We start from the raw sequence: 25,770 nt of genomic DNA on the forward strand, positions 1-25,770 counted from the left end.
CCCTTCGGGATCATGACGTACAGCAGCACGGTGACGCCGAGCGTCGCCAGCGCCACCAGCAGAGTCAGCCTCTGGTGGTCCAGCACCCGGTTCAGGGCCCGGCCGTACTGGCCGATGATCCAGTTGAAGCCGCGCTCCGCCGTCCGGTCGAACCGGCCGCGCTCGGCCTCCGGCCGGTGCCGCAGCAGCTTGGCGCACAGCATCGGCACCAGGGTGAGCGAGACCACCGCCGAGATCACGATGGTCACCGCCAGGGTGATGGCGAATTCGTGGAACAGGCGCCCGACCACCTCACCCATGAACAAGAGCGGGATCAGCACCGCGATCAGCGACACGGTTAGCGAGATGATGGTGAAGCCGATCTGCTCGGCGCCTTTCAGCGCCGCCGCCAGCGGCTTTTCGCCTTCCTCGACGAAGCGGGCGATGTTCTCGATCATCACGATGGCGTCGTCGACGACGAAGCCGGTGGCGATGGTCAGCGCCATCAGCGACAGGTTGTCCAGACTGAAGCCCAGCAGGTACATCACCGCCAGGGTGCCGACCAGCGACAGCGGCACCGACAGGCTGGGGATCAGCGTCGCCGCCATGGTGCGCAGGAACAGGAAGATCACCATCACCACCAGCGCCACCGACAGCATCAACTCGAAGCCGACATCGGCGACCGAGGCGCGGATGGTGACGGTGCGGTCGCTGAGGACATCGATGTCGACCGCGGCCGGCAGGCTCGTCTCCATCTGCGGCAGCAGCGCTTTGATCCCGTCCACCACCTCGATGACGTTGGCGCCCGGCTGGCGCTGGACATTGACGATGATGGCCGGGGTGGTGCCGGCCCAGGCGGCGAGCTTGCCGTTCTCCGGCCCGTTGACCACGGTGGCGACGTCGGACAGCCGGATCGCCGCGCCGTCACGGAACGCCACCACGACGTCGCGATAATCCTCGGCCTTGGTGATCTGGTCGTTGGCGTTGATGGTCGACGACCGGGTCGGGCCGTCGAAGCTGCCCTTCGGCGTGTTGACGTTGACGTTGCCCAGGGTGCTGCGCACGTCGTCGATGTTCAGCCCATAGGCGGCCAGCGCCTGCGGGTTGACCTGGATGCGCACGGCCGGCCGGGCGCCGCCGCTGAGGCTGACCAGGCCGACGCCCGGCTGCTGCGAGATCTTCTGCGCCAGCCGCGTGTCGACCAGGTTTTCCAGGTCGGTCAGCGGCAGCGTCTTCGAGGTGACGGCCAGCGACAGGATCGGCGCGTCGGCCGGGTTGACCTTGGCGTAGATCGGCGGTGCCGGCAGGTCGCCCGGCAACAGGTTGCCGGCGGCATTGATCGCCGCCTGCACCTCCTGCTCGGCGATGTCGAGGCTGAGGTCGAGGCCGAATTGCAGGGTGATGACCGACGCGCCGGCCGAGCTGGCGGAGGTCATCTGGTTCAGCCCGGGCATCTCGCCGAACTGCCGCTCCAGGGGGGCGGTGACCGAGGATGTCATCACCTCCGGGCTCGCCCCGGGATAGAAGGTCTGGACCTGGATGGTCGGGTAGTCGACCTCCGGCAGGGCGGACAGCGGCAGGAAGCGGTAGGCCACCGCGCCGACCAGCAGGATCGCCGCCATCAGCAGCGAGGTGCCGACCGGGCGCAGGATGAACAGGCGGGACGGGTTCATGGCCGGATTCCGTCCAGGCGGTCCCGGGCGCTCATCCGTTCGACTGCGGCTGGGTTGGGGCAGCAGGTTGGGCCGGGGCTTGAGGCTGGCCTGGGGTCTGTGGCTGGGTCTGGCCGTCGTGGCGACGGTGCTGGCCTTGACCCTGTCCTTGGCCCTGATCTTGTCCCTGGCTGTGGTCGCGGCGCCGGTTCTGGCCGGTGGGCGCGGCGGTCCCCGCCGGTGCGGCGACACCATTGTCGGTGGCGACGGTCACGTGGGCGCCGTCGCGCAGCCGGTCGGTGCCGTCGATCACGACCTTGTCGCCCTCGGACAATCCGTTCTCGACCGCCGTCATCTGGCCGTCGACGGCGCCGGCCTGGATCGTGCGGACCGACACGGTGCCGTCCTGGCCGACGAGATAGACGAAGGTGCCCGGCGCGCCGTGCTGGATCGCGGCGCTGGGCACGGTGACCACGTTCTGCAGCGTGTCCACCAGCAGACGGGCGTTGACGAACTGGTTCGGGAACAGGCTTTCGTCGGTGTTATCGAAGGCCGCGCGCAGCTTGACCGTGCCGGTGCTGGTGTCGATCTGGTTGTCGACGGTCGACAGCGTGCCGACGGCGATCTGCTTGGTGCCGGTCCGGTCGAAGGCGATCACCTGCAGGGTCGCGCCGGCATGGGTGCGGGCCAGGATCTGAGGCAGGTTGTCTTCGGGCAGGGTGAAGATGACCGAGATCGGCTGCATCTGGGTGATGACGACGAGGCCGGCGGCGTCGCTGAGCTGGACGTAGTTGCCGGCGTCGACCTGGCGCAGGCCGACGCGGCCGGCGACCGGCGCCACGATGTGGCAATAGTCGAGATTCAGCTTCTGGGTGTCGATCGCCGCCTGGTCGGCCTGGATCGTGCCCTGGGTCTGCTGCACCAGGAAGGCCTGGTCGTCGACCTGCTGGCGCGAGACGGCATTGGCCTTCAGCATGCCCTGGTAGCGTGCCAGGTCGCTCTGCGCCTGGGCCAGCACCGCCTGGTCCTTGGTCAGCTGGCCCTGGTCCTGCTCCAGCGCCACCTGATAGGGGCGGGGGTCGATCTGGGCCAGGAAATCGCCCTTCTTGACCTCCTGCCCCTCCTGGAAGCCGACCTCGATCAACTCGCCGGCGATCTGCGGCTTCACCGTGACGGTGGCCAGCGGCGTGACGGTGCCGAGCGCATCGAGCGTGATCTTGATGTCGCCCTTGGTGACGGTGGCGACGCCGACGGGCTGGGCCGAAGCATCGCCGAAACGGCCGGCCCTGGTCTGCGGGGCGCTGCCGGGCGCGGTGACGAACCGATAGGTGCCGAACGCGATCAGGCCGGCGATGACCAGCCCGATGACGATGCGCAGCACCCGATACCGGGTCCGCGGCCTGGCCGCCGTCCCGGTGTTGGTGTCGCCTGCTCCTGCATCCATCCGATATCATCCATGCCAGTCCACCCTCCCCACGCCGCCTGCACGGGGATGGAAGCCGTTTCCGTCGATCGCTGCCGCCGCGCTTCGCACAGTGCGACCAACCGGCGCAGGCCGGGCCGCGTTCCGCGCCGGCAGCCTGAGCAATCGACAGGCGTCTGCCAGCAGGAACACAGCCCGATCTGCCTGTGTCGATTGTATTTGAACTCACAGATTCTGTCGATGGATGCGCCAGAGTGGATGTATTCGTCCGGCTTTATGTTTCTGTACTGTTTCTAAATTTGCCGGAATATTGAAAATCAGCCGTCGCCTTTCTATTGTCATGCCACGGCTTGACCGTGGCATCCAGGGGCGGCCAGAGCGGCCTCTGGATTGCCCGGTCAAGCCGGGCAATGACAATAAAAACTTAGACCAGAGCTAGACTTAAAGCCTGAAAAGCCTGGTCAGTCATCTTGCTGCCGGAGTCCCCAATCATCTCGGTTGCACGATCACTCGAACCGACTGAAATCCGGCTTCCGCTTTTCCAGGAAGGCGGTGAATGCCTCTTTCGCCTCGGCGGATTTCAGCTGGGCTCCGAAGGCTTCGACCTCCCGGGTCATGGTCTCGCGCACCTCTGCCGCGTGCGGCGCCCGCAGCAGCGCCTTGGTCTGGCGCAGCGCGGCCGGGGGCAGGGCGGCCAGCCGGGCGGCCACGGCCGTGAGCTCGGCGTCCAGCGTGGTCTCGGCGATCAGCCGGGTGATCAGCCCGGCTGCGAGTGCCGCCTCGGCATCGAAGCCTTCGCCGGTGAGCAGCCACCAGGAAGCCTTCAGATGGCCGGCCGCCGCGGGCAGCAGCAGGGTGGACGCCGCCTCGGGCACCAGGCCGAGCTGGACGAAGGGCAGCTGGAACCGGGCCGAGGGGGTGGCCAGCACCACGTCGCAACGCAGCAGCATGGTGGTGCCGATGCCGATGGCGGCACCGCGCACCCCGGCCACGACAGGCTTCGGAAAGCCGGCCAGCGCGTCGAGGAAGTCCAGCACCGGCCGCAGCCCGGTCTCGCCGCCGCCGGCGAGGAAATCGGCGATGTCGTTGCCGGCGGAGAAATCATCGCCGCCGCGCAGGATGACCAGGCGGATGGCAGGATCGGCCGCGGCGGCCTTCAGCGCCGCGGTCAGCGCGTCATACATCGCCAGGCTGATGGCGTTCTTCTTCTCCGGCCGGTTCAGCCGGATGGTCATGGCCGGGCCGTTGATTTCGGTGAGAACCGGGTCGGTCATGGCGCAGCCTTTCGTGATCGATGCTGCGCCACGCTAGAGAGGCGCTTCCGGGTCTGTCGAGGAAATTGCAGGCTGCCGCAGCAGGCCCCGGGCCACGGCGACGCCGGTGGTGAAGCAGCCCTGCAGCAGGTAGCCGCCGGTCGGCGCCTCCCAATCCAGCATCTCGCCGCAGGCGAACAGGCCGGGCAGGCCGCGCAGTTCCAGCTCCGGCGTCAGGGCATCGATGCGGATGCCGCCGGCGGTCGAGATGGCGCGGTCCAGCGGCCGGATGCCGGTCAGGCGCAGCGGGATCGCCTTGATGGCGACGGCCAACGCCTCCGGCGTCGCCAGTGCTTCGGGCCGGAAGGCTTCGCGCAGCAGCGGATAGGCCAGGCCGGGCAGGGACAGGGCACGGCGCAGCCGGTTCGGGGCGCTGTCGCTGCTGCCGGTGTGACCCAGCCGCTCCGAGGCCTCGGCCAGGCTCATGTCGGGCCGCAAATCGAGCGTCAGGGTGGCGCTGCCATCCCGGCCGATCGCATCGCGTAGCGCGGGGCCGAGGGCGTAGACGGCGCCGCCTTCGATGCCGGTGCGGGCAATGACGGCCTCGCCGCGCACTGTGCGGCCATCGAAGGACAGGGCGATGCGCTTCAGCGGCGTGCCGGCGAAGCGGTCGCGCAGATGGGACGACCAGGCGATGTCGAAGCCGGCATTGGCCGGGGCCAGCGGCGCGATATCGACGCCGCGCGTGGCCAGGATCGCGGCCCAGCCACCGTCGCCACCCAGCCGCGGCCAGCTGGCGCCACCCAGTGCCAGGATGGTGGTGTCGGCCTCGGCAGTGGTCTCGCCGTCCGGCCCGCGCAGAACCGGGCGGTTGTCGTCGGTCAGGCCGGTCCAGTCGTGCCGGGTGCGGATCTCGACCCCCAGCTGCGCCAGCCGGCCGAGCCAGGCGCGCAGCAGCGGCGAGGTCTTCAGGCTCTGCGGGAACACGCGGCCGCTGGAACCGACGAAGGTCGGGATGCCGAGGTCGTGGCTCCAGGCTTGCAGATCATCAGGCGTGAAGGCGCGGACCAGCGGCTCCATCCACGTTCCGGCGGCGCCGTAGCGGGTGACGAAACTGTCCAGCGGTTCGGAATGGGTCAGGTTCAACCCGCCGCGCCCGGCCATCAGGAACTTCCGCCCGACCGTCGGCATGCGGTCGTAGACGGTGACCCGCCGCCCGGCCTCGGCCAGGCGCTGTGCTGCGATCAGGCCGGCGGGACCGCCGCCGATGATGGTGATGGACTGGGGCAAAGGGCTGCCGATTGCTGTTGCAGGCCCGTAGGTTGGGTTCGCCTCGGCGAACCCAACACCGCGACGCCAGGGATGTATCGGGTTCGTATGCACGAACCCGACCTGCGGGCACAACCCTTACCTGTGATGGCTCGCCATCAGCGATGCCCTGCCGCGACCGGGCGCAAGGTCATCGCCATCGGATATAGCCGCAATGCTAGGAGAGGTGCAGACCCGCGCTGGCAAAGGCGCTGTGCTGGTCCAGATAGTCCAGGGTCTGGGCGTAGGCCTGATCGGCCGCCGCCCGAAGGACAGCGGCCGTCTCGTCATTGAATTTCTTGAAGAAGGCATCGTAGTCCGAGACGAAGGCGTTCGGATTGTCCGGGTCCCCGAGATCGAGGCCCAGGGCGCAATCCCGGTCGAGCAGATTGGCCACCCACAGCACCTCGTGGAGGGAGTGCCCGCCGTCGTGAATCATCAGCATGGCCGACATCATGACGACATCGGCCGCGGGAATACCTGCGAGAACATCCGCATCGGTTTGCTTCAGATGGTGGAACAGATGCAGCAGCATGTTTGTATTGCCGGAGACGCCGGTGCCGTAGGGCAGCCCCTTTTCATGAGCCATGCTCATCGTGTCTGAGCTTCCTTCATCGGCGAAGTCTGCGTCTTCATGCCGTTTGCCAAAGCGATTGTAGGTGACGGGCCGTATGCTTCGCGCCCTGGAAGCGTCCTGCGCGGCCAGGGGCTGATGCAGCAGCGTGATGCCGACGGCATCGGTCTTCGGTATCCTGTCCTTCGACCAGGCGAGTTCAGTGCTCTTCTGGGGAGTGATCACCTCACTGTAGATCCGATCCGCCGGCACCATCCATGCGGGCTTGGGCTTTCGCCGATAGGCCAGTTCCGCGGAGAGCTGGGCCATCAGCGAAAAGGCAGCAAGGGTGCCGTGCCCCGTCTCCGGGATTTCGTCGAAAAACCCGATGATGGCTTCCAGGGCCGCATAGCCGCCCTTCTTCTTGGCGACTTCGGCCATACGTCCCATGGCTGGCACGCTGCGGGACCAGGGCCGTGGGTTTTTCTCGCCATAGATCTTCGCAGCCTCCTCCGCAGCGCGCTCGACGCCGCTGGCCGGCTTTTCCCGGCCCCTGACACTCCTGGCGAATTCCTCATCCTCGTCATGCAGCTGTTCGAGCCGATTGGCGAAAGCCCGGCCAACGCTGTCGCAAGCGTCGATAAACGCCGCGGGAGGCTGGGACACCAGAGCCGCCGCGAATTTCGTCTCGAACACGCGGCCATAGAGATTGTCGTGCTGCTGTCCCCGGGACTGTTCCTTGCCGGGCGGCGGCAATTGCTGGCGCAGATTCAGCGCCACGGCTTGGATGCCGGGGGCACGGTCCCCGAGAGCCTGCGCCTCTTCGAGCACGGCGTCCACGGCCGCCCGATCCGCGCCATGCGCCATGAAAAGCGCCCGGCCACGGCGCTGCAGCTCCTTCAGTTCGGCAATCTCTGGATACCGGTCCGCGAACTGGCGCAGCGCCGATGCCAGATGAACGAGGATATCGGTGGGCGCCCTCTCGGCAGATGTCCGTTCCTGCTGCGGCGTCCGGGCCAGCATCGTGGTGGCCGTGGCGCCGAGCCGCTCCGACAGCGCGACGGCCATCTCCTCAACCACCGTCCGGTTCGGTTTGTTCTTGCTGTCAGGCGGCGCCAATTCATCGAGCGCCCGGATGGCCGCGGCCAGCAACACCCACTCATCGGCGGCGATGAGCCCGGCGATGTGGCGGTCGAAATCTTCGAGGGCGAGGAGGAGCGCCGTCGTCTGCCGAGACGTCGCCAGCCCGGGATTGAGCTTGCCCTGGGTGACCTGCTCCAGCAAGGCGGCGGCATAGGCCTTGCCGTCGCTGGCACTTTGCCGCTGGTTCTCATCCGTCGGTTCGACGGGGGCGAGGAGGCCGGACCGCAAAACGCGGAGTTCGGCAAGCTCGGTCGGCAGGGGCGCGTTGCCGGCCGCCCGCTTAGCGACGCGCCTGGACAGATCGGTAAAGTTCCGTGCGGCGAGGGTATAGAGTTCAGCCTCGGTCGCCTTCAGGCGGGGCAACAGGGCTGCGACCTCGTCTGCGAGCGCCCGGGCCTCTTCGCGCTGCGCGCTGTCCGGCCAGGTCGCCGCACGGCCGGTCAGGGCGGCGTGGGCGTCGCCGACGGCTTGGTCGGACATCGTCGAGGAACGTGTCGTCTGCCCCGCCGGGCGCGCCATCCCGACGGTGACCTGGTGGATCCATCCGACGACCACCTCGGACAAAGGCTGGTTGGCCATCGTCTGAAATCGCTCCCTGTCATTGTCCCAGTCTTCGCAACGTCATGTTACGAAGCCATTTCGAGAGCAGGGAGCTTGGTTACACCAGACATCCGGCGGCGCGCGCCGGGCCGGCGCTTTGGCTGTCACGGCGAGCATCGGCGCGAGCCGTGCCGCCACGGATGCGCCGATGAACGTGGCCTGCCGGTGAGCCTCAGCTGAAGTTCATCATGACGTGGCGGACGACGGTGTAGTCCTCCAGCCCGTACATCGACATGTCCTTGCCGTAGCCGGACATCTTCAGCCCGCCATGCGGCATCTCGGCGGTCAGGGTGAAATGCGCATTCACCCAGACGCAGCCATATTGCAGCCGGGCCGAGGTCTTCAGCGCCGTCTTCACATTGCTGGTCCAGACCGAGGAGGCGAGGCCGTAATCGCTGTCATTGGCCCAGGCGATGGCGGCGTCCGGGTCGTCGAAGCGGGTGACCGACACCACCGGGCCGAACACCTCCTTGCGGACGATCTCGTCGGTCTGCAGCGCGCCGGCCACCAGGGTCGGCTTGAAGAAGAAGCCGCCGCCCTCGGCCTTGCCGCCGCCGGCCAGGATCTCGGTGTGCTTCTGCGCCGCCGCGCGTTCGACGAAGCTGGCCACCCGCTCGCGCTGGCGTTCGCTGATCAGGGGGCCGATCTCGCTCACCGCATCTTCCGGCGCGCCGTATTTCAGGCTGGCGACGGCGCCGGCCAGGTCGGCCACCAGCCGGTCGTAGATCTTCGGCCCGGCATAGACGCGGCAGGCGGCGGTGCAGTCCTGGCCGGCATTGTAGAAGCCGCCGGCGCGGACGCCGGCCACGACAGCCTCGACATCGGCATCGTCGAACACCAGCACCGGCGCCTTGCCGCCGAGCTCCAGATGCGTGCGCTTCAGGGTCTTGGCTGCGGATTGCAGCACCTTCTGGCCGGTGGCGATGTCGCCGGTCAGCGACACCATCCGCACCTGCGGGTGCCCGGTCAGCCCGGCGCCCACGGTCTCGCCGCGGCCGGCGACGATGTTGATGACGCCCTTCGGGAAGATCTCGGCCAGGGTGCGGCCCAGCTTCAGCGCGGTCAGCGGCGTCTGCTCCGACGGCTTCATCACCACGGTGTTGCCGGCGGCCAGTGCCGGGGCGACCTTCCAGGCCAGCATCATCAGCGGGTAGTTCCACGGCGCGATCGACCCGACCACGCCGATCGGGTCGCGCCGGATCATGCTGGTGTGGTTGGCGACGTATTCGCCCGCGGCCGACCCGGTCAGGCAGCGGGTGGCGCCGGCGAAGAAGCGGAAGGTGTCGATGATCGCCGGGATCTCGTCTTCCAGCACCCGGGCATAGGGCTTGCCGCAGTTCAGCGATTCCAGCCGAGCGAAGGCCTCGGCCTCGCGCTCGATCGCGTCGGCCAGCTTCAGCAGGCGTCCCGCCCGCTGCGCCGGCGTGGTCTGCGACCAGCTTTCGAAGGCGCGGGCGGCGGCGGCGACGGCGGCGTTGAGTTGCTGCTGCGAGGCTTCCGGCACGTCGACGATCAGCCGGCCGGTGGCCGGGTTCAGCACCTTCTCGGGCTGGCCTTCGCCCTTCACCAGGGCGCCGTCGATCAGAAGCTCGATATCCATGGACTGTCTCCTCACTTCCCGGAGCCGGAGAAATCGTGTGTGTCGCGGGTCAGGTAATAGGCGCCGAGGATCGGCAGGAAGGTGACGATGATGACGATGATCGCCACGACGTTCGTCACCGGCCGCTGCCGCGGCTTGATCAGTTCGGTCAGCATCCAGATCGGCAGCGTCTGCTGCTGGCCTGCAGTAAAGGTCGTGACGATGACTTCGTCGAAGCTGAGGGCGAAGGCCAGCATGCCGCCGGCCAGCAGCGCCGTGGCGATGTTCGGCAGCACCACATGGCGGAAGGTCTGGAACCCATCGGCGCCGAGGTCCATCGATGCCTCGATCAGCGAGCCGGAGGTGCGGCGGAACCGGGCCAGCACGTTGTTGTAGACCACGACGATGCAGAAGGTGGCGTGGCCGATGACGATGGTCCAGAAGCTGAATGGGATCTCCAGCAGCGCATAGGCCGACCGCAGGGCGATGCCGGTGATGATGCCGGGCAGGGCGATCGGCAGGATGATCAGCAGCGACAGCGTCTCCCGCCCGAAGAACTTGCTGCGCCAGACTGCGGCCGCGGCGCAGGTGCCCAGCACGATGGCCAGCACCGTCGCCATCGCCGCGATCCGCACCGACAGCCCCAGCGCGGCCCAGATGTCCGGCCGGTCGGACCAGGCAACGGCGAACCAGTGCGCGGTCAGGCCCGGCGGCGGGAACTGGAAGGTCTTCTCGTCGCTGGAGAAGGCGTAGAGCAGGATGAACAGCAGCGGCACATGCAGGAACAGGATGCCGCCGAGCGCCGTCAGCCTGAGACCCCAGGGCGCGCCGCGGCCGGCCGAGGCTTTGCCGGCGGCGGGCTTGGCGGCGATGTCAGAGTGCATCGAAGGCCCCCAGGCGTTTCGCCGCGGTGAGATAGACGGCCATGATCGCGATCGGCACCACGGTGAAGGCGGCGGCCAGTGGCACGTTGCCGGCGGTGCCCTGCAGCTGCAGCACCACCTGGCCGATGAAGGGCCGGGACGAGCCGATGATGCCGGGGATGATGTAGTCGCCCAGGGTCAGCGAGAAGGTGAAGATCGAGCCGGCGACCACGCCGGGGAAGGCCAGCGGCAGGATCACGGTGCGGAAGGTCTGTCCCGGCTTGGCGCCGAGATCGGCCGAGGCCTCGGTCAGCGACCGCGGCACCCGCTCCAGCGACGCCTGCAGCGGCAGGATCATGTAGGGCAGCCAGATATAGACGAACACCGTGGCGGTGCCGAGATAGGCGCTGGACAGGGACGGGCCGCCGACCACCGGCAAAGCCAGGATGCCGTCCAAGAGCCAGGTCAGGTGCAGCTGGTCGGCCAGCCAGGTGATCACGCCCTCGCGCGACAGGATCAGCTTCCAGGCATAGACCTTGACCAGGTAGCTCGACCACAGCGGCAGCATGATCGCGATGTAGAACGCCGCCTTGGTCCGGCCGGTGGCGTAGCGCGCCGCGTAATAGGCGATCGGGAAGGCGATCAGGGCGCAGACGACGGTGACCGACGCCGCCATCATCCCGGTGCGCAGCAGGACGTCCATGTTGGCGGCGGTGAACAGCTGGCCGTAGGTCGACAGGGTGAATTCCGGGACGATCATCCCGGTGAAGTCGTCGACGGAATAGAAGCTCTGCAGCAGCAGCGCGAACAGCGAGCCGAGATAGATCACGCCGAGCCACAGGATCGGCGGCACCAGCAGCAGGAGCAGCACCAGCCAGCCGTTGCGGTACAAGAGCCGGGCGGTGCGCCGGCCGAAGCCGTCGGCGATCGGGGCGGGGAGGGCGGCGGTGCTCATGCCGCGACATCCGCCAGCGGGTGAGCATGGTCGCGGCGCCAGCTCAGGCGGACGGCCTCACCGGGGGCCTTGGGCCGGGCATCGAGGTTGGATTCGACCACGTCGATGGCGCCGCCGGGGGCCAGGGCGACGCGGTAGCGGGTGGTGGCACCGAGGAAGCTGACGCCGTCGACCGTGCCCGCCACCTCGACCGAATCCGCCGGCACGGCCTGGCCGCTGATCAGGATGCGGATCCGCTCCGGCCGCAGGGCAAAGGCGCGGTCCTGGCCCATCAGCCTGCCGGCGGTGGCGGCGTCGACCATGTTGGAGGCGCCGACGAAGCCGGCGACGAAGGCGGTGGCCGGGCGGTCGTAGATCGCGCTTGGCGTGTCGATCTGCTCGATCCGGCCGAGGTTGAACACCGCGACCCGGTCGCTCATCGCCAGGGCCTCGCCCTGGTCGTGGGTGACGTAGACGAAGGTGATGCCGACCTGGCGCTGCAGCGCCTTCAGCTCCTCCTGCATCGCCACGCGCAGCTTGAGGTCGAGCGCGCCGAGCGGTTCGTCCAGCAGCAGCACCGAGGGGCGGTTGACCAAAGCGCGGGCCAGGGCGACGCGCTGGCGCTGGCCACCCGACAGTTGCGCCGGCCGGCGCCCGGCGAAGTCGCCGAGCTTGACCATGCCCAGCATCTCTTCGGCCTGGCGGCGGCGCTCCGCTTTCGGCACGCGGCGGATCATCAGGCCGTAGGCCACGTTCTCCCACACGCTCATATGCGGGAACAGGGCGTAGTCCTGGAACACGGTGTTGACGTCGCGGTCATAGGGCGGCGTGGTCGAGACATCCTTGCCGTGCAGCAGCAGATGCCCCGATGTCGGCTGCTCGAAGCCGGCGATCAGGCGCAGACAGGTGGTCTTGCCGGAGCCGGAGGGGCCGAGCATCGAGAAGAACTCGCCGTCGCGGATCTCGAAGCTGACGTCGTTGACCGCCCGCACCGCCCCGAAATGGCGGCTGATCCGGTCGAAGCGGACTGCGATGCTGCTGTCGGTCATGGATGTTCGCCCGGAATAGGGGAAGGGCTTGGCCTAAACCTCTCCTGTCATTGCCGGGCTTGACCCGGCAATCCAGAGGCTGTCGACAATCTCTGGATGCCCGGGTCAAGCCCGGGCATGACAGATGGTTGGTGGGTAGGACCTACCGGCCGCCGAGGATGGCGATGTAGTCCGTGGTCCAGCGCAGATACGGGACGCAGCCTTCCGGATGGTCGGGGCATTGCTGGCGCGGCGTGGTCCAGAAGTGGACCTTGTCGAAATTCTCGAAGCCGTTGGCCTTGCAGCCCTCGGCGCCCAGCAACTCGTTGCCCTCGCAGGCCGCCGGCACCACCGGCACCGAGCCGAACCAGGCGGCCAGGTCGCCCTGCACCTTCTTGTCCAGCGAATGCTCGATCCACTTGTAGGCGCAGTTAGGGTGCGCCGCGTCGACATGCAGCATGGTGGTGTCGGCCCAGCCGGTCGCGCCTTCCTCGGGGATGACGCTGGCGATCGGCTTGTTCTGCGACTTCAGCAGATTGACCTGGAACGGCCAGGTCGAGGAGGCGACGACGCCCTCGTTGATGAAGTCGTCGACCTGGACCGAGGCGTCGTGCCAGTAGCGCATCACCAGCTGGCGCTGGCCGCGCAGCAGGTCGGTCGCTGCCTTGTACTGGTCTTCGTTCAGCTGGTACGGGTCCTTGATGCCCAGTTCGGGCTTGTGCTTCATCAGATACAGCGCGGCATCGGCGATATAGATCGGCCCGTCATAGGCCTCGATCCGGCCCTTGTTCGGCTTGCCGTCCGGCAGGTTCTGCGGCTCGAACACCACGCTCCAGCTCGTCGGCGGGGTCTTGAAGACGTCGGTGTTGTAGGCCAGCACATTCGGGCCCCACTGGTAGGGCACGCCGTAATGCTTGCCGTCGACGGTGTACCACGGCGCGTTCTGCAGCCGCTTGTCGACCGTCTTCCAGCCCGGGATCAGGTCAGTGTTGATCTCCTGCACCCGCTTTCCATAAATCAGGCGCAGACTGGCATCGCCCGAGGCGGTGACGAGGTCGAAGCCGCCCTCGTTCATCAGCGCGACCATCTCGTCCGAGGTGCCGGCGATCTTGACGTTGACCTTGCAGCCGGTCTCCTTCTCGAAGCCGGTGACCCAGTCATAGGCCTTGTCTGTCTCGCCGCGTTCGACATAGCCGGCCCAGGCGACGATATCCACCTGGCCCTCGCCCTTGCCGATCGCCTTCAGCGGCTCGGCGCCGGCCAGGGTGCTGGTGCCGAACACGGCCAGGGCGCTGCCCATGGCCAGGATTCGGCGCAATTGCGATCCCATCTTTGTTCTCCCCGTTGCTCGTCCGGTGGTGGCGGGCGGTTTGTTGGGAAGAATGGTAGGTCCATTGCCCGGACGCGGAGAAATATGAAATATCCTGATTTGCTATCGGCAAAACCGATGGCTACAGCGAGCGCAGGCGTGGCGCCGGGTGGGTCCGCGCCACCTGGATGAAGGTCTCCGCCTGGGTCGAGAGCGGTGAGCCAAGGCGCCAGACCACGCCCACATCCAGCGTCGGCAACGGGTCGGCGATCGGCCGGGCCTCGATCCGGTCACCTTCTAGCGACCAGGGGCGATAGGCCATATCAGGCAGGATGGCGATGCCGGCGCCGGTCGCGACCAGGCTGCGCACGGCTTCGACCGATGCGGTGCGCAGCACCCGCTCGGGGATCAGCCCGGCGGCGCGCCAGAACAGGTCGCTGGCCTCGACGATCTCGTCGACCGCCAGCGCGATCAGCGGCTCGCCGACGATCTCCGCCAGCGGGATGGCGTCGCGCGACATGAAGCGGTGGTCGGGCGGCAGCCACAGCCGGCTTTCCGACCGGACCAGCACCTCGCTTTCCAGGGCGTCGCGGTTCTCCAGCGTCGAGACGATCATCACCGCGACCGTGATCTCGCCATTGATCAGCAGGTGCTCGATATAGGTCCGTTCTTCCTCGATCACCTGCACGGTGACGTTCGGGAACACCCGGCGGAACCGGGCCAGCAGATCGGCCAGGAAATAGCCTGACACCATGGTGGTAACGCCGAGCGGCAGTGTGCCCTGGACCGCCTCGGGCAGGGTCTTCAGCGCGTTCTGGGCATCGGCCACCGCGGCCAGGATCACCCGGGCGTGGCGCAGGAACTGGTGGCCGGGATAGGTCAGGATGACGCCGCGGGCGTGGCGTTCGAACAGCCGCGCGCCGGTCTGTTCCTCTAGCGCCTTCAGCGCGTCGGTGATCGCCGATTGCGAGATACCGACCGCGGCGGCGCCGCCGGAGACCGATCCGGCCTCGGCCACCGCAGTGAAATAGGCGATCTGACGCAAGGTGACGTTCATGGCCGCAAGCGTCCCGCGTCGAGGCCTTTTTCGGCAAGGAAAATCGATGGCTTCTGCTATCTGATCGGCAAAACCGAACGGAAATAATCTGAGCCGATCTGCAGGTCAGGGATGCAACACACGGATCACCTTGACTTTTGTGCACCGCGCAACGACATTCCGGTCGCTGTCATACGGCCGTCGGCGACCGATCGCGTGAACGCTCCCTCCGGGATGCGTCCTGTCGGTCCCGATCGAAAATCCATCCGACTGCCCAGATCGCGCGGGGCGTCATCGTCAACCCCGCGCTTATTCCCACGACGCCCGAGAGGTGTCGGTGGTTCGGCGTCGTTGTTATCGAAAGCACCCCTTTGACCAATTTCACCGATCTCGGTCTCAACCCGCTCCTCCTCAAGGCATTGGCGGCTGAGAACTACGAGACGCCGACGCCGATCCAGGCGCAGGCCATTCCCCACCTCATGCAGGGCCGCGACCTGCTGGGCGTCGCCCAGACCGGCACCGGCAAGACTGCCGCCTTCGCCCTGCCCATCCTGCATCGCCTGATGGCCGACCGGCGCACCGCGCCGCGCCGCGGCTGCCGCGTGCTGGTGCTGAGCCCGACCCGCGAACTGGCCAGCCAGATCGCCGAGAGCTTCCGTGTCTATGGCCGTCACCTGCCGCTGACCCGCACCACCGTGTTCGGCGGCGTCGGCATGGGCCCGCAGATCCGCACCATGGCCCAGGGCGTCGACATCCTGGTCGCCACGCCGGGCCGCCTGCTCGACCTGATGTCCCAGAACGCCATCAAGCTCAGTGAGCTCGAAGTCTTCGTCCTGGATGAAGCCGACCAGATGCTCGACATGGGCTTCATCCATGCCATCCGGAAGGTCGTCGCCACCATCCCGGCGAAGCGCCAGAGCCTGTTCTTCTCGGCCACCATGCCGACCGACATCGCCGACCTCGCCGGCCGCCTGCTGACCGACCCGGTCAAGGTGGCGGTGACCCCGGTCGCGACCACGGCCGAGCGGATCGAGCAGCGCGTCATGTTCGTCGAGAAGGACGACAAGCGCTCGCTGCTGACAGAGATCCTGCGCGACGAGACCATCCGCCGCGTCCTGGTGTTCACCCGCACCAAGCACGGCGCCGACCGCGTCGCCAAGCAGCTGGTCCAGGCCGGCATCAACGCCGACGCGATCCACGGCAACAAGTCGCAGAGCCAGCGTGAGCGGGCCCTGCTGGGCTTCCGCAACGGCAAGGTCCGCGTGCTGGTGGCCACCGACATCGCCGCCCGCGGCATCGATGTCGATGGCGTCAGCCACGTCGTGAACTTCGAGCTGCCGAACGTGCCGGAAAGCTATGTCCACCGCATCGGCCGCACTGCGCGCGCCGGCGCCGACGGCATGGCGATCTCGTTCTGCGACGTCGAGGAGCGGCCGTTCCTGCGCGACATCGAGAAGCTGATCCGCCAGCCGGTGCCGGTGGTCGAAGACCACGCCTACCGCTCGACCGTCCCGTTCCGCCAGGGTGGTTCCGGTCCCGCGCCGCGTGCCCAGCAGAATCGTGGCCGGCCGCAGGGCCAGGGCCAGCGTCCGCAAGGGCAGGGCCAGCGGCCGCAGGGCCAGGGCCAACGCCCGCATGGGCAGGGCCAGCGCCCGGCGCATCACGCCCACGGCACCGATCGCCCGGCCCGGCAGGCGCCGGCCAATGACGGCGGGGCGGCCCCGATCCGCCGCCGGTCGCCGGCCGGTCGCTGACGTTTGAGAAACACGCCGGGGCTTCGGCCCCGGTGTGATCGTGTTTAAAGTGCAGGCCATGACCAGCGACGACACGCATCGCCTTTCCGTGGCGCCGATGATGGATTGGACTGATCGCCATTATCGGAGCTTCCTGCGCCTGATTTCGCGCCGCGTCCGCCTGTACACCGAGATGGTGACGACGGGGGCGGTGCTGCATGGCGACCGCGAGCGCATCCTCGGTTTCTCCGAGGCCGAACAGCCGATCGCGCTGCAGCTCGGCGGCAGCGACCCCGAGGCGATGGCCCGCGCTGCGGCCATCGGCGCCGACTGGGGTTATGCCGAGATCAACATCAATGTCGGCTGCCCGAGCGACCGGGTGCAGTCCGGGCGCTTCGGCGCCTGCCTGATGGCGGAGCCGCGGACCGTCGCCGCCTGCGTCGCGGCGATGCGCGCCGCCTGCAATGTCCCGGTGACCGTGAAGTCGCGCATCGGCATCGACGACCGCGACAGCTATGAAGAACTGGTCGAGTTCATCGGCATCATCGCCGAGACCGGCTGCGACACCTTCATCGTGCACGCGCGCAAGGCCTGGCTGAGCGGGCTGAGCCCGAAGGAAAATCGCGAGATCCCGCCGCTGCGCTACAACGTGGTGCATCGGCTGAAGCGCGATTTCCCGCACCTGACCATCGCGATCAATGGCGGCATCACCTCGCTGGATGCCGCCGAGGCGCAGCTGGCGCTGCTCGACGGCGTGATGATCGGCCGCGAGGCCTACCAGAACCCCTGGATGCTGGCCGAGGCCGACCGCCGGATCTTCGGCGAGGACACGCCCGCCCGCAGCCGCCGGGAGGTCATCGATGACTTCCTGCCCTATGTCGAGGCGATGCGCTCCCGCGGCGTGCCGCTGGGCGCCATGACCCGCCATCTGCTGGGCCTGTACCAGGCGGTTCCGGGCGCACGGTCGTTCCGCCGCCACATCGCCGAAAACGCCCATCGCAGCGGGGCCGGCCCCGAGGTGCTGCAGGCCGCCGTCGACCTGGTCGAGACGGCGATCGACCAGCGCCGGGCGGCCTGACGAAAAGACAGTCGGGCCGCCGCATTGCGGCCTTGACAGCCGGGGTGCCGCCTCGTACTTAGGGCGCCCCGACGACGCGGGGGCGCGTAGCTCAGCGGGAGAGCACTCCCTTCACACGGGAGGGGTCACAGGTTCAATCCCTGTCGCGCCCACCATTCCTTCCAGGTTTACCCCCGGGTCCGATCCAAGCCGCGGCGTATCGCCAGCGGCCCGCTTGATCGGACTGTTCCTGCCGCCGGCGCGGCGCTCCTGGATATCGCCGCATTGCCGCCCTAGTTTCTTCGCAGTTTGCCGACCTTCGCCCTGCCAGGATCATCGAGGCCGCATGCCCCGTCTTCTCCGGACCACCATGGCCGCTGCGGCTCTCGCCCTGATCGCCACCGCGCCTGCCGTTGCTGCCGATGCCAGCGCCCATATGACTTACGACGTCTATGTCGGCGGCTTGCGCATGCTCGAGGTGGATTCCAGCCTGACCCTGGTGGCGGACCGTTACGAGGTCGACCTGTCGGCCCATGTCGTCGGCCTTGCCGCCGCCTTCAGCGACTGGCGGTCGAATGTCCGGTCCAGCGGCGGGCTCGACGGTCCCCAGCTGCGCCCGGCCAGCAATGTGGTGCAGCGCATCAACGGCGACAGCGACAAGACCACGACCATCACCTTCCTGGGTGGCGGCAAGATGGATGTCGAGATCGTGCCGAGCTCCAAGCCGAAGCGCGAGCAGACCATCCCGCCGGAACGCCTGGTCCACGCCCTGGACCCGCTGAGCGGCGTGGTCTCGATCCTGCAGGCCCTGCATGTCGGCGCCTCGGCCTGCGCCGGCCAGGTGCCGGTGTTCGACGGCCGGCGCCTGTACCGGGCCGACCTGACCGACGGCGGCACGGTGATGCTGGACCGGGCGGAGCAGGGGATGTATGGCGGCCCGGCCCGCAACTGCACCGTGGCGCTGACGCCGATGGTCGGCGATTTCAATTTCGGTGACGAACGGCGGGCGACAAAGCCGACCGAATATCTCCAGCGCACGTCGAAGGCACCGGACCAGCGGGTGATCACGACCTGGCTGGCCTCCCCCGGCGGCGGGCTGCCGGCGGTGCCGGTGCGGATCGAAAGCGACTCCCCCTGGGGGAGGGTCATCGTCCATCTGCGGGCGGTTGCGGCCGGCGCTTCCTGACCACCTTCGCCGAAGGGCGTAACCCGGCGAAACAATAATTGAATTCCCGTTTCCGGGGGACCGTGTCAGACCAATGGGCACGATAGTCCGTGATCCTGGAGCCGCCGTACCGTGAGCGCTATTGCCTGCCTCATCCTCGCTGCCGGCAAGGGCACGCGGATGAAATCCGACCGGCCCAAGGTGATGCATGAGATCGCCGGCCGGTCGATGCTGGGCCATGTCGTCGCTGCCGCCCAGGCATTGTCCCCGGACCGGATCGCCGTGGTTGTGGGACCCGGCATGGACGCGGTGGCACAGAGCATCGCGCCGATCCCGACCGTGATCCAGCCGGACCAGAAGGGCACCGGCGACGCGGTGCGGGCGGCGTTGCCGGTGGTAGACGGCTTCCAGGGCGATGTCATCGTGCTGTTCGGCGACACGCCGCTGCTGTCGACGGCGACGCTCGAACGGCTGGTCGCGGCGCGGCGGGCGGCCGGCGACCCGGCGGTGGTGGTGCTGGGCATGCGCCCGGCAGATCCGATCCAGTATGGCCGTCTCGTGCTGGCCAGCGACGGCGGCCTGGACTGCATCGTCGAATTCTCCGAGGCCGACGAGGCCGAGCGCCGGATTGGCTTGTGCAATGCCGGCATCATGACCTTCGATGGCCGCCGCCTGCCGGAGCTGATCGCGGCGCTGCGCGACGACAACGCCAAGGGCGAGTTCTTCCTGACCGACACCGTCGCCGCGGCCCGCACCAAAGGCTGGAGCTGCAGCGTGGTCGAGGGCGACCCGGCCGAGGTGCTGGGGGTGAATTCCCGGGTCGAGCTGGCCCAGGCCGAGGCGATTTTGCAGGACCGGCTGCGCCGCCGCGCCATGCTGAACGGCGCCACCCTGATCGACCCCGCGACCGTCTGGTTCTCCGCCGACACCCAGCTCGGGCGCGACGTGGTGATCGGCCCGTCGACCTTTTTCGGGCCTGGCGTCACCGTCGCCGACAATGTCGAGATTCTCGGCTTCAGCCATATCGAAGGCGCCACCATCGCGTCCGGTGCGCGGATCGGCCCCTTCGCCCGGCTGCGGCCGGTGACGACGGTGGGCGAGGGCGTGCATATCGGCAATTTCGTCGAGCTGAAGGCGGCCGACATGGCGCCGGGCGCCAAGGCGAACCACCTGACCTATCTCGGCGACGTCTCGGTCGGGGCCAAGACCAACATCGGCGCCGGCACCATCGTGTCGAACTACGACGGCTACAACAAGTTCCGCACCAGCATCGGGGCCGAGGTCTTCATCGGCTCGGACACCGTGCTGGTGGCGCCGGTGACGGTGGGCGACCGGTCAAATGTCGCCGCCGGCAGCGTCATCACCCGCGATGTTGCCGCGGATGCGCTGGCCATCGGCCGCGCTCGGCAGGAGGATAAGCCCGGCTGGGCCCCCGGCTATCGCGAGAAGAAGCGGGCCGAGAAGGCCCAGCGCGACCAGAAGACCAAGCGCGAGCGGGAGAAGAACTGAGATGTGCGGCATCGTCGGTATCGTCGGCACCCGGCCGGTCGCCACCCGCTTGGTCGAGGCGCTGAAGCGCTTGGAGTACCGCGGGTATGATTCCGCCGGCATCGCCACGCTGGTGGATGGCCGGATCGAGCGGCGGCGGGCCGAGGGCAAGCTGGTCAATCTCGAACGCCGCCTGGGCGAGGCGCCGATCGACGGCACCGTCGGCATCGGCCACACCCGCTGGGCCACCCATGGCCGGCCGACCGAGATCAACGCCCACCCGCATGCGACCGACCGGGTCGCCATCGTGCACAACGGCATCATCGAGAATTTCCGTGAGTTGCGGCAGGAGTTGGAGCAGCACGGCCGCGTCTTCGCCACCGAGACGGATTCGGAGATCGTCGCCCAGCTGGTCAGCCACTATCTCGACCAGCAGCTGCCACCGCGCGAAGCCAGCGCCGCGGCGCTGAAGCGGCGGGAGGGCGCCTTCGCGCTCGCCTTCCTGTTCACCGGCGAGGAGGATCTGCTGATCGTCGCCCGGCGCGGCTCGCCGCTGGCCATCGGCTTCGGCGACGGCGAGATGTATGTCGGCTCCGATGCGCTGGCGATCGGCAGCTGGACCGACCGGATCTGCTATCTCGACGAGGGCGACTGGGCGGTGGTCGCCCGCACCGGCGTCGAGATCTATGATTCCGAGGACCGCAGCGTCGAACGGGCGGTCAAGCCGATCGCGATGACCGGTGCCCTGATCGGCAAGGGCGACTTCCGGCACTACATGCTGAAGGAGATCTACGAGCAGCCGGCGGTGGTGGGCGACACGCTGCGCACCATGATCGACCCGGCGACGCGCTCGATCATCCTGCCGCCGCTGCCCTTCGATTTCGCCGATGTGCCGCGGGCCACCATCGTCGCCTGCGGCACGGCCTTCTACGCCGGCATGGTGGCGAAATACTGGTTCGAGACGGTGGCGCGGCTGCCGGTCGAGATCGATATCGCCTCGGAGTTCCGCTACCGCGAGGCGCCGATGCCCGCCGGCGGCCTGGCGATCTTCGTCTCCCAGTCGGGCGAGACCGCCGACACGCTGGCGGCGCTGCGCTATGCCCGGTCGCAGGGGCAGCGCATCCTGTCGATCGTCAACGTCCCCGACAGCTCGATCGCGCGCGAGAGCGATGCGGTGATCCAGACCCTGGCAGGGCCCGAGATCGGCGTCGCCTCGACCAAGGCGTTCACCACCCAGCTGACCGTCCTGGCCTGCCTCGCCGTGGCGGCAGCCCGGCTGCGCGGTGCGATCGATGCGGCCCGCGAGGCCGAGCTGTCGACGGTGCTGACCGAGCTGCCGAGCCGCCTGGCCGACGTGCTGAACCACGATGCCACCATCCGTGAGCTGAGCCATGAGGTGGCCCTGGCGCGCGACGTGCTCTATCTCGGCCGTGGCCTGTCCTATCCGCTGTCGCTGGAAGGCGCGCTGAAGCTGAAGGAGATCAGCTACATCCACGCCGAGGGCTATGCCGCCGGCGAGCTGAAGCACGGGCCGATCGCGCTGATCGACGACAAGGTGCCGGTGATCGTGCTGGCGCCGCGCGATGCGGTGTTCGACAAGACCGTCTCCAATGTCCAGGAGGTCATGGCCCGCGGCGGCAAGGTGATCTTCTTCTCCGACAGCCAGGGTATCGAGAAGCTGGGCCCCGGCCCGTTCGCGGCGATCGACCTGCCGAGCGTCGACCCCTTCGTCGCCCCGATTCTCTATGCCGTGCCGGTGCAGCTTCTGGCCTATCACACCGCCGTGGCCAAGGGCACCGACGTCGACCAGCCGCGCAACCTGGCCAAGAGCGTCACGGTGGAGTGACGTGCCAGGCCCGGCGGCCGGCCGCCGGGGCCGTTTCCATCGCTTGTCATCCTGGCCCCGCTCCGGCGGGGCCTTTTGCGTTCGAGCCGGCCAGATGGCGCCGGCGCCTCATCGCCGCCATACTGTCCTATACAGATCGAATTCGCATTTCAGGCATCCAATTGCAGTGGGGAGAGCATCATGGCGATCATCAACGGCACCGAGGGGCCGGACAAGCTAACGGGAACGGCCGTCGACGATACAATCCATGGATTGGGCGGAAACGACGTGATCAATGGTCTGGGCGGCAACGATATCTTGTTTGGCGGTGATGGGGCCGACACGATATCCGGCGGCACCGGCATCAATACATATATCGGAGGCGCGGGAGCCGACACATTTGATTTAACGCAGGAGTCCGGGTTCATCGGGCGATCGATTGTCGATTACAGCAGCAGCCCGAGCGGTGTGACGATTAGTAATTTTACATCCGATCCGGGGCATGGAGGGGACGCCGAGGGTGACCATTTTATAGGCGTAGCATATGTCCTGATCGGTTCGGCGTTTGCCGACACTCTAACAGGTGGCGGCGGAGCTACGCTGGAGGGCGGTGCGGGGGCCGATCACTTGGTGGCATTAGGCTCCAACAACACCGCTTCGTATGAGCATTCGAGCGCGGCGGTCACCGTAAGCCTGACCACCGGTCTTGCCCACGGCGGTGACGCCGAAGGGGATGTGTTCATTGGCATCGCCAATTTGATCGGATCCGCGTTCAACGACACCCTCGCGGGCAGTCCGGGGGACAACGTGTTGACGGGCGGAGCCGGAGCCGACTCCCTGTTCGGAAGCGTCGGGGAAGACAGGGCGTTGTATTCGGCCTCGGCAGCCGGTGTGACCGTCGACCTGACGACGGGGACGGGCACCGGCGGCGATGCCCAGGGCGATCATCTGAACAGCATCGAAGACCTGACCGGTTCCAATTTCGCCGACACCCTGATCGGCAGTGACGCCGGGAATTCGCTCGATGGCGGGACCGGCAGTGACGGCATCTACGGCCGAGCCGGCGACGATAGTCTCACGGGCGGCTCGGGTGACGACCGCCTGGTGGGTGAAGCCGGGGCCGATCAGCTCAATGGCGGCGCCGGCAGCGACTGGGCCTACTACCACACTGCCGGTGCCGCGGTGAGCGTGGACCTTGGGCTGGGTGTCGGAACCGCCGGTGACGCGCAGGATGACACTTTCACGAGCATCGAGAACCTGTACGGATCCCTCTACAATGACAGCCTCTCGGGCGACGCCGGCGCCAACCAGCTTCTGGGCAACACCGGCGGCGACACGCTGACTGGGGGCCTCGAGGCCGACGTCTTCATCTATCGGGCCCTGTCCGACAGCACCGACACCACCACGATCCGCCAGGACACCATCACCGACTTCTCGCACGCGCAAGGCGACAAGATCGATCTCCGCCCGATCGATGCGGACGGCAAAGCGGCCAACGGCGACACCGCCTTCACCTTCACGCCGGGTGGCGTCTTCTCTGGATCCGGCCACGAAGTGATCGTGAAGGCGGCCGGAGCAGGGGGCTACACCGTCCTCGTGGATGTTGACGGCGACAAGAACGACGACATGGCCATCACCGTGCATTCGGCCACGGCGCTGGTGGCGGCCGACTTCCTGCTCTGACCAGGTCCGGCGGTCGCTCCGTGGTGGCCGCCGGACTGCCTGGGTTCGGGCTGAGACGCCCGGCTTTGCATGCCCCCCATTTCCGTGCGCCACATGACTGGTGCCGGCAAGCGCAACGAAGCGCTGCCACGGCACCCTTCCTCCTACACGCGCCCGCCGACTCCTGTTATGCTGCGCTGCAGCATCGAATTGGGGGAATTCATGCGACTTTCGGTCATCGCAGCGAGCGTTCTGGTTGCCTCATGCGGCAGTTCCGGCCCGACGGACCCTCAACTGGTGGTCGTCCGCTCGATCCACCAGCTTCAGGTGGGGGAGGGCCGGGACGACGCGACCCAGAGTTGCCCGCCGGGGACGGATGCCACATTTTCCCAGAACTACTGGAACATGAACGTTTTCACCTGTGAGCGGAATACGCTGGCGCCGGAGGCTCGGCTTGCGAGGTCCGGTGACGCGCGCGGACCGCTGGTGGTCTACAGCATCCGCAGGGTGGCAATGCCGCCGACCAATCCGTGACGGATCGAGGCCCGTCGGCCTGGGTCATCAGTGTCGGAGAGGGGTGTCTGGCGGAGGGGGTGGGATTCGAACCCACGGTGACGTCGCCGCCACGCCGGTTTTCAAGACCGGTGCCTTAAACCGCTCGGCCACCCCTCCTGCACGGCGCCTAACATACGGCCGGGCCGGCGGCGTTCAAGGCTCTTGATGGGTGCCACGGCGATTTGCGGCGCGCCGGGGCGGTTCGGCGGTGGTCGAGCGAATGATCAGCTGCGTGTCCAGCCGATGCGCTGTCCCTGTTGATGCGCCGGACGTGAGCTGGGCCAGCAGGATCTCGATCGCCGTCCGACCGGCATCGTGCGAGCGCGAGGAGATGGTGGTCAGCGGCGGATAGGTCCGGGCGCCGAGCACGTCGTCGCAGCCGATCACGCTGAAGGCGGCCGGCACCGCGATGTCCATCCCGGCCAGACCGGCCAGCAGCCCTTGCGCCACCAGATCGTCGAAGGCGATGGCCGCAGTGGTGTGCGCCGCCAGGACGGAGGGCGCCTCGGCGACGCCGCCTTCGTAGGAGGGACGCCGGGCCGCCACCTCGACCACCTCCATACCGAGCCCTTCCGCCGTTTGCAGCACCGCCATCCGCCGCTGCTGGTTGGACCAGGATGAGGGGGGGCCGCCGAGATAGGCGATGCGCCGGTGCCCGAGTTCATGCAGGTGCCGCACCGCCGCGGCGGTGCCGGTCGCGCTGTCGATCAGCACCCGGTCCAGCCCGTCGACATCGCGATTGACCAGCACCACCGGCCGGCGGCCGCGCAGCGCCCGCACGGCATCCTCGGCCAGGCGCGACGAGGCCAGGACGAAGCCGTCGACCTGGGCGGCCAGCTTGGCCGTCAGGCGGTCCTCGCGCGCCGGATCCTCGTCCGAATCGCCGAGGAAGACACACAGGCCGGCGGCGTCGGCACGAGCCTCCGCTGCACGAATCAGCGGCGGAAAGAACGGGTTGGCGACGTCGGGCACGATCAGGGCGATGTTGCCGTAGCGCCCGGTCGACAGCGCGCGGGCCACCTGGTTCGGGGCGTAGCCGAGCGTGGCGGCCACCGCCATGACATGGGCCACTGTGGCGGCGTTCAGCATGTCCGGCCGGGTGAAGGCGCGCGACACGGTCGACCGGGCAACGCCGGCGGCGCGGGCCACCTGCTGGATCGTCGGTATCGCTTTCGGCGGCTGGTCCATCATCTGCCCGCTGGTTCGGCTCCCCCAGTCATAGCGCGGCGAGGCGGCGCAACAAACCATTCAGTGCTGACTGAAAATTATCCATGCAACCGGTTGCGGCTTGACCGGAAACCGGTTGCACGACACCTTATACTCCGGAAACGGCCCGATCAGCGGCCGGTCACGACGACGGGGGATTTCATGGGGACGATCGATTGGGTGGTGCTGTGGGCCTATTTTCTGCTGATGGTCGGCATCGGCGTCTGGGCCCGGCGTCAGATCAAGACTGCGGCGGATTTCGTCACAGCCGGCGGCCGGATGCCGTGGTGGCTGTCCGGTGTGTCGCACCACATGTCGGGCTATAGCGCGGCCGTGTTCGTCGGCTATGCCGCGATCGCCTACACCGCAGGCTTCACCCTCTACGTCTGGTGGGCGATCGGCATCGCCTTCGCCATGGT

Annotated in this window: 19 protein-coding genes, 2 tRNA genes and 1 pseudogene; 9 read left to right on the forward strand and 13 right to left on the reverse strand. The window is 67.8% G+C overall.

What is annotated here, in order from left to right:
• The 11 genes from AC3XYG_RS01190 to AC3XYG_RS01240 form a co-directional block, all read right to left on the reverse strand.
• Nucleotides 1–1,652, reverse strand: a 1,652-nt coding sequence (locus AC3XYG_RS01190; protein ID WP_489137983.1) for an efflux RND transporter permease subunit, incomplete at its 3' end; no start/stop codon positions are given.
• A gap of 31 nt (nt 1,653–1,683) precedes the next feature.
• Nucleotides 1,684–3,075, reverse strand: coding sequence for an MdtA/MuxA family multidrug efflux RND transporter periplasmic adaptor subunit (locus AC3XYG_RS01195; RefSeq protein ID WP_489137984.1), 1,392 nt, complete (start codon nt 3,073–3,075; stop codon nt 1,684–1,686).
• A 485-nt stretch (nt 3,076–3,560) separates the two neighbouring features.
• Nucleotides 3,561–4,328, reverse strand: a complete 768-nt coding sequence (locus AC3XYG_RS01200) for an enoyl-CoA hydratase-related protein (RefSeq protein WP_489137985.1) — start codon at nt 4,326–4,328, stop codon at nt 3,561–3,563.
• A 33-nt stretch (nt 4,329–4,361) separates the two neighbouring features.
• A complete protein-coding gene (locus AC3XYG_RS01205; protein ID WP_489137986.1) occupies nt 4,362–5,597 on the reverse strand; it encodes a TIGR03862 family flavoprotein in 1,236 nt (411 codons plus the stop codon).
• A gap of 196 nt (nt 5,598–5,793) precedes the next feature.
• Nucleotides 5,794–7,890 carry a hypothetical protein gene (locus tag AC3XYG_RS01210; protein ID WP_489137988.1) on the reverse strand — a complete coding sequence of 699 codons (2,097 nt, stop codon included), beginning with the start codon at nt 7,888–7,890 and terminating at the stop codon, nt 5,794–5,796.
• A gap of 193 nt (nt 7,891–8,083) precedes the next feature.
• Nucleotides 8,084–9,511 carry a gamma-aminobutyraldehyde dehydrogenase gene (locus tag AC3XYG_RS01215; protein WP_489137989.1) on the reverse strand — a complete coding sequence of 476 codons (1,428 nt, stop codon included), beginning with the start codon at nt 9,509–9,511 and terminating at the stop codon, nt 8,084–8,086.
• Between the two features lie 11 nt (nt 9,512–9,522).
• Nucleotides 9,523–10,374: an ABC transporter permease gene (locus AC3XYG_RS01220; protein WP_489137990.1), complete on the reverse strand. Its 852-nt coding sequence runs from the start codon at nt 10,372–10,374 to the stop codon at nt 9,523–9,525.
• The gene (locus AC3XYG_RS01225; protein WP_489137991.1) at nt 10,364–11,308 is read right to left on the reverse strand and encodes an ABC transporter permease; all 945 of its coding nucleotides are present in this window, start codon (nt 11,306–11,308) and stop codon (nt 10,364–10,366) included. Before AC3XYG_RS01225 ends, AC3XYG_RS01220 begins: the two co-directional genes overlap by 11 nt.
• A complete protein-coding gene (locus AC3XYG_RS01230) occupies nt 11,305–12,336 on the reverse strand; it encodes an ABC transporter ATP-binding protein (RefSeq protein ID WP_489137992.1) in 1,032 nt (343 codons plus the stop codon). The genes AC3XYG_RS01225 and AC3XYG_RS01230 overlap by 4 nt, the downstream gene beginning before the upstream one ends.
• A gap of 142 nt (nt 12,337–12,478) precedes the next feature.
• Nucleotides 12,479–13,645 carry an ABC transporter substrate-binding protein gene (locus AC3XYG_RS01235; protein WP_489137993.1) on the reverse strand — a complete coding sequence of 389 codons (1,167 nt, stop codon included), beginning with the start codon at nt 13,643–13,645 and terminating at the stop codon, nt 12,479–12,481.
• A gap of 121 nt (nt 13,646–13,766) precedes the next feature.
• Nucleotides 13,767–14,681, reverse strand: a complete 915-nt coding sequence (locus AC3XYG_RS01240) for a LysR family transcriptional regulator (protein ID WP_489137994.1) — start codon at nt 14,679–14,681, stop codon at nt 13,767–13,769.
• A 350-nt stretch (nt 14,682–15,031) separates the two neighbouring features.
• Between AC3XYG_RS01240 and AC3XYG_RS01245 the strand changes: the two genes are divergently transcribed.
• The 8 genes from AC3XYG_RS01245 (at nt 15,032) to AC3XYG_RS01280 (ending at nt 24,124) form a co-directional block, all read left to right on the forward strand.
• The gene (locus AC3XYG_RS01245; protein WP_489137995.1) at nt 15,032–16,414 is read left to right on the forward strand and encodes a DEAD/DEAH box helicase; all 1,383 of its coding nucleotides are present in this window, start codon (nt 15,032–15,034) and stop codon (nt 16,412–16,414) included.
• Between the two features lie 58 nt (nt 16,415–16,472).
• Nucleotides 16,473–17,471 carry a tRNA dihydrouridine(20/20a) synthase DusA gene (gene dusA, locus AC3XYG_RS01250; protein WP_489137996.1) on the forward strand — a complete coding sequence of 333 codons (999 nt, stop codon included), beginning with the start codon at nt 16,473–16,475 and terminating at the stop codon, nt 17,469–17,471.
• An 80-nt stretch (nt 17,472–17,551) separates the two neighbouring features.
• Nucleotides 17,552–17,626: transfer RNA gene (locus tag AC3XYG_RS01255), tRNA-Val, on the forward strand.
• Nucleotides 17,627–17,796: 170 nt separating this feature from the next.
• The gene (locus AC3XYG_RS01260) at nt 17,797–18,636 is read left to right on the forward strand and encodes a DUF3108 domain-containing protein (RefSeq protein ID WP_489137997.1); all 840 of its coding nucleotides are present in this window, start codon (nt 17,797–17,799) and stop codon (nt 18,634–18,636) included.
• 111 nt (nt 18,637–18,747) lie between these two features.
• Nucleotides 18,748–20,124, forward strand: a complete 1,377-nt coding sequence (gene glmU / locus AC3XYG_RS01265; RefSeq protein WP_489137998.1) for a bifunctional UDP-N-acetylglucosamine diphosphorylase/glucosamine-1-phosphate N-acetyltransferase GlmU — start codon at nt 18,748–18,750, stop codon at nt 20,122–20,124.
• Between the two features lies 1 nt (nt 20,125).
• Nucleotides 20,126–21,949 (forward strand): glutamine--fructose-6-phosphate transaminase (isomerizing), encoded by a 1,824-nt coding sequence (gene glmS, locus AC3XYG_RS01270; protein ID WP_489137999.1) that lies wholly within the window; start codon nt 20,126–20,128, stop codon nt 21,947–21,949.
• Between the two features lie 180 nt (nt 21,950–22,129).
• Nucleotides 22,130–23,611, forward strand: a complete 1,482-nt coding sequence (locus tag AC3XYG_RS01275; protein ID WP_489138000.1) for a calcium-binding protein — start codon at nt 22,130–22,132, stop codon at nt 23,609–23,611.
• A gap of 168 nt (nt 23,612–23,779) precedes the next feature.
• Nucleotides 23,780–24,124, forward strand: a complete 345-nt coding sequence (locus AC3XYG_RS01280) for a hypothetical protein (RefSeq protein WP_489138001.1) — start codon at nt 23,780–23,782, stop codon at nt 24,122–24,124.
• 48 nt (nt 24,125–24,172) lie between these two features.
• On the opposite strand, the gene AC3XYG_RS01285 is transcribed toward AC3XYG_RS01280, so the two are convergent.
• Both AC3XYG_RS01285 and AC3XYG_RS01290 read right to left on the reverse strand, forming a co-directional pair.
• Nucleotides 24,173–24,262, reverse strand: a tRNA-Ser gene (locus tag AC3XYG_RS01285).
• 36 nt (nt 24,263–24,298) lie between these two features.
• Nucleotides 24,299–25,336, reverse strand: coding sequence for a LacI family DNA-binding transcriptional regulator (locus AC3XYG_RS01290; protein WP_489138002.1), 1,038 nt, complete (start codon nt 25,334–25,336; stop codon nt 24,299–24,301).
• Between the two features lie 177 nt (nt 25,337–25,513).
• Here AC3XYG_RS01290 and AC3XYG_RS01295 point away from each other — a divergent pair.
• Nucleotides 25,514–25,770: pseudogene (locus tag AC3XYG_RS01295) on the forward strand (hypothetical protein); the annotation flags it as partial.

This window comes from Inquilinus sp., from assembly GCF_057815775.1.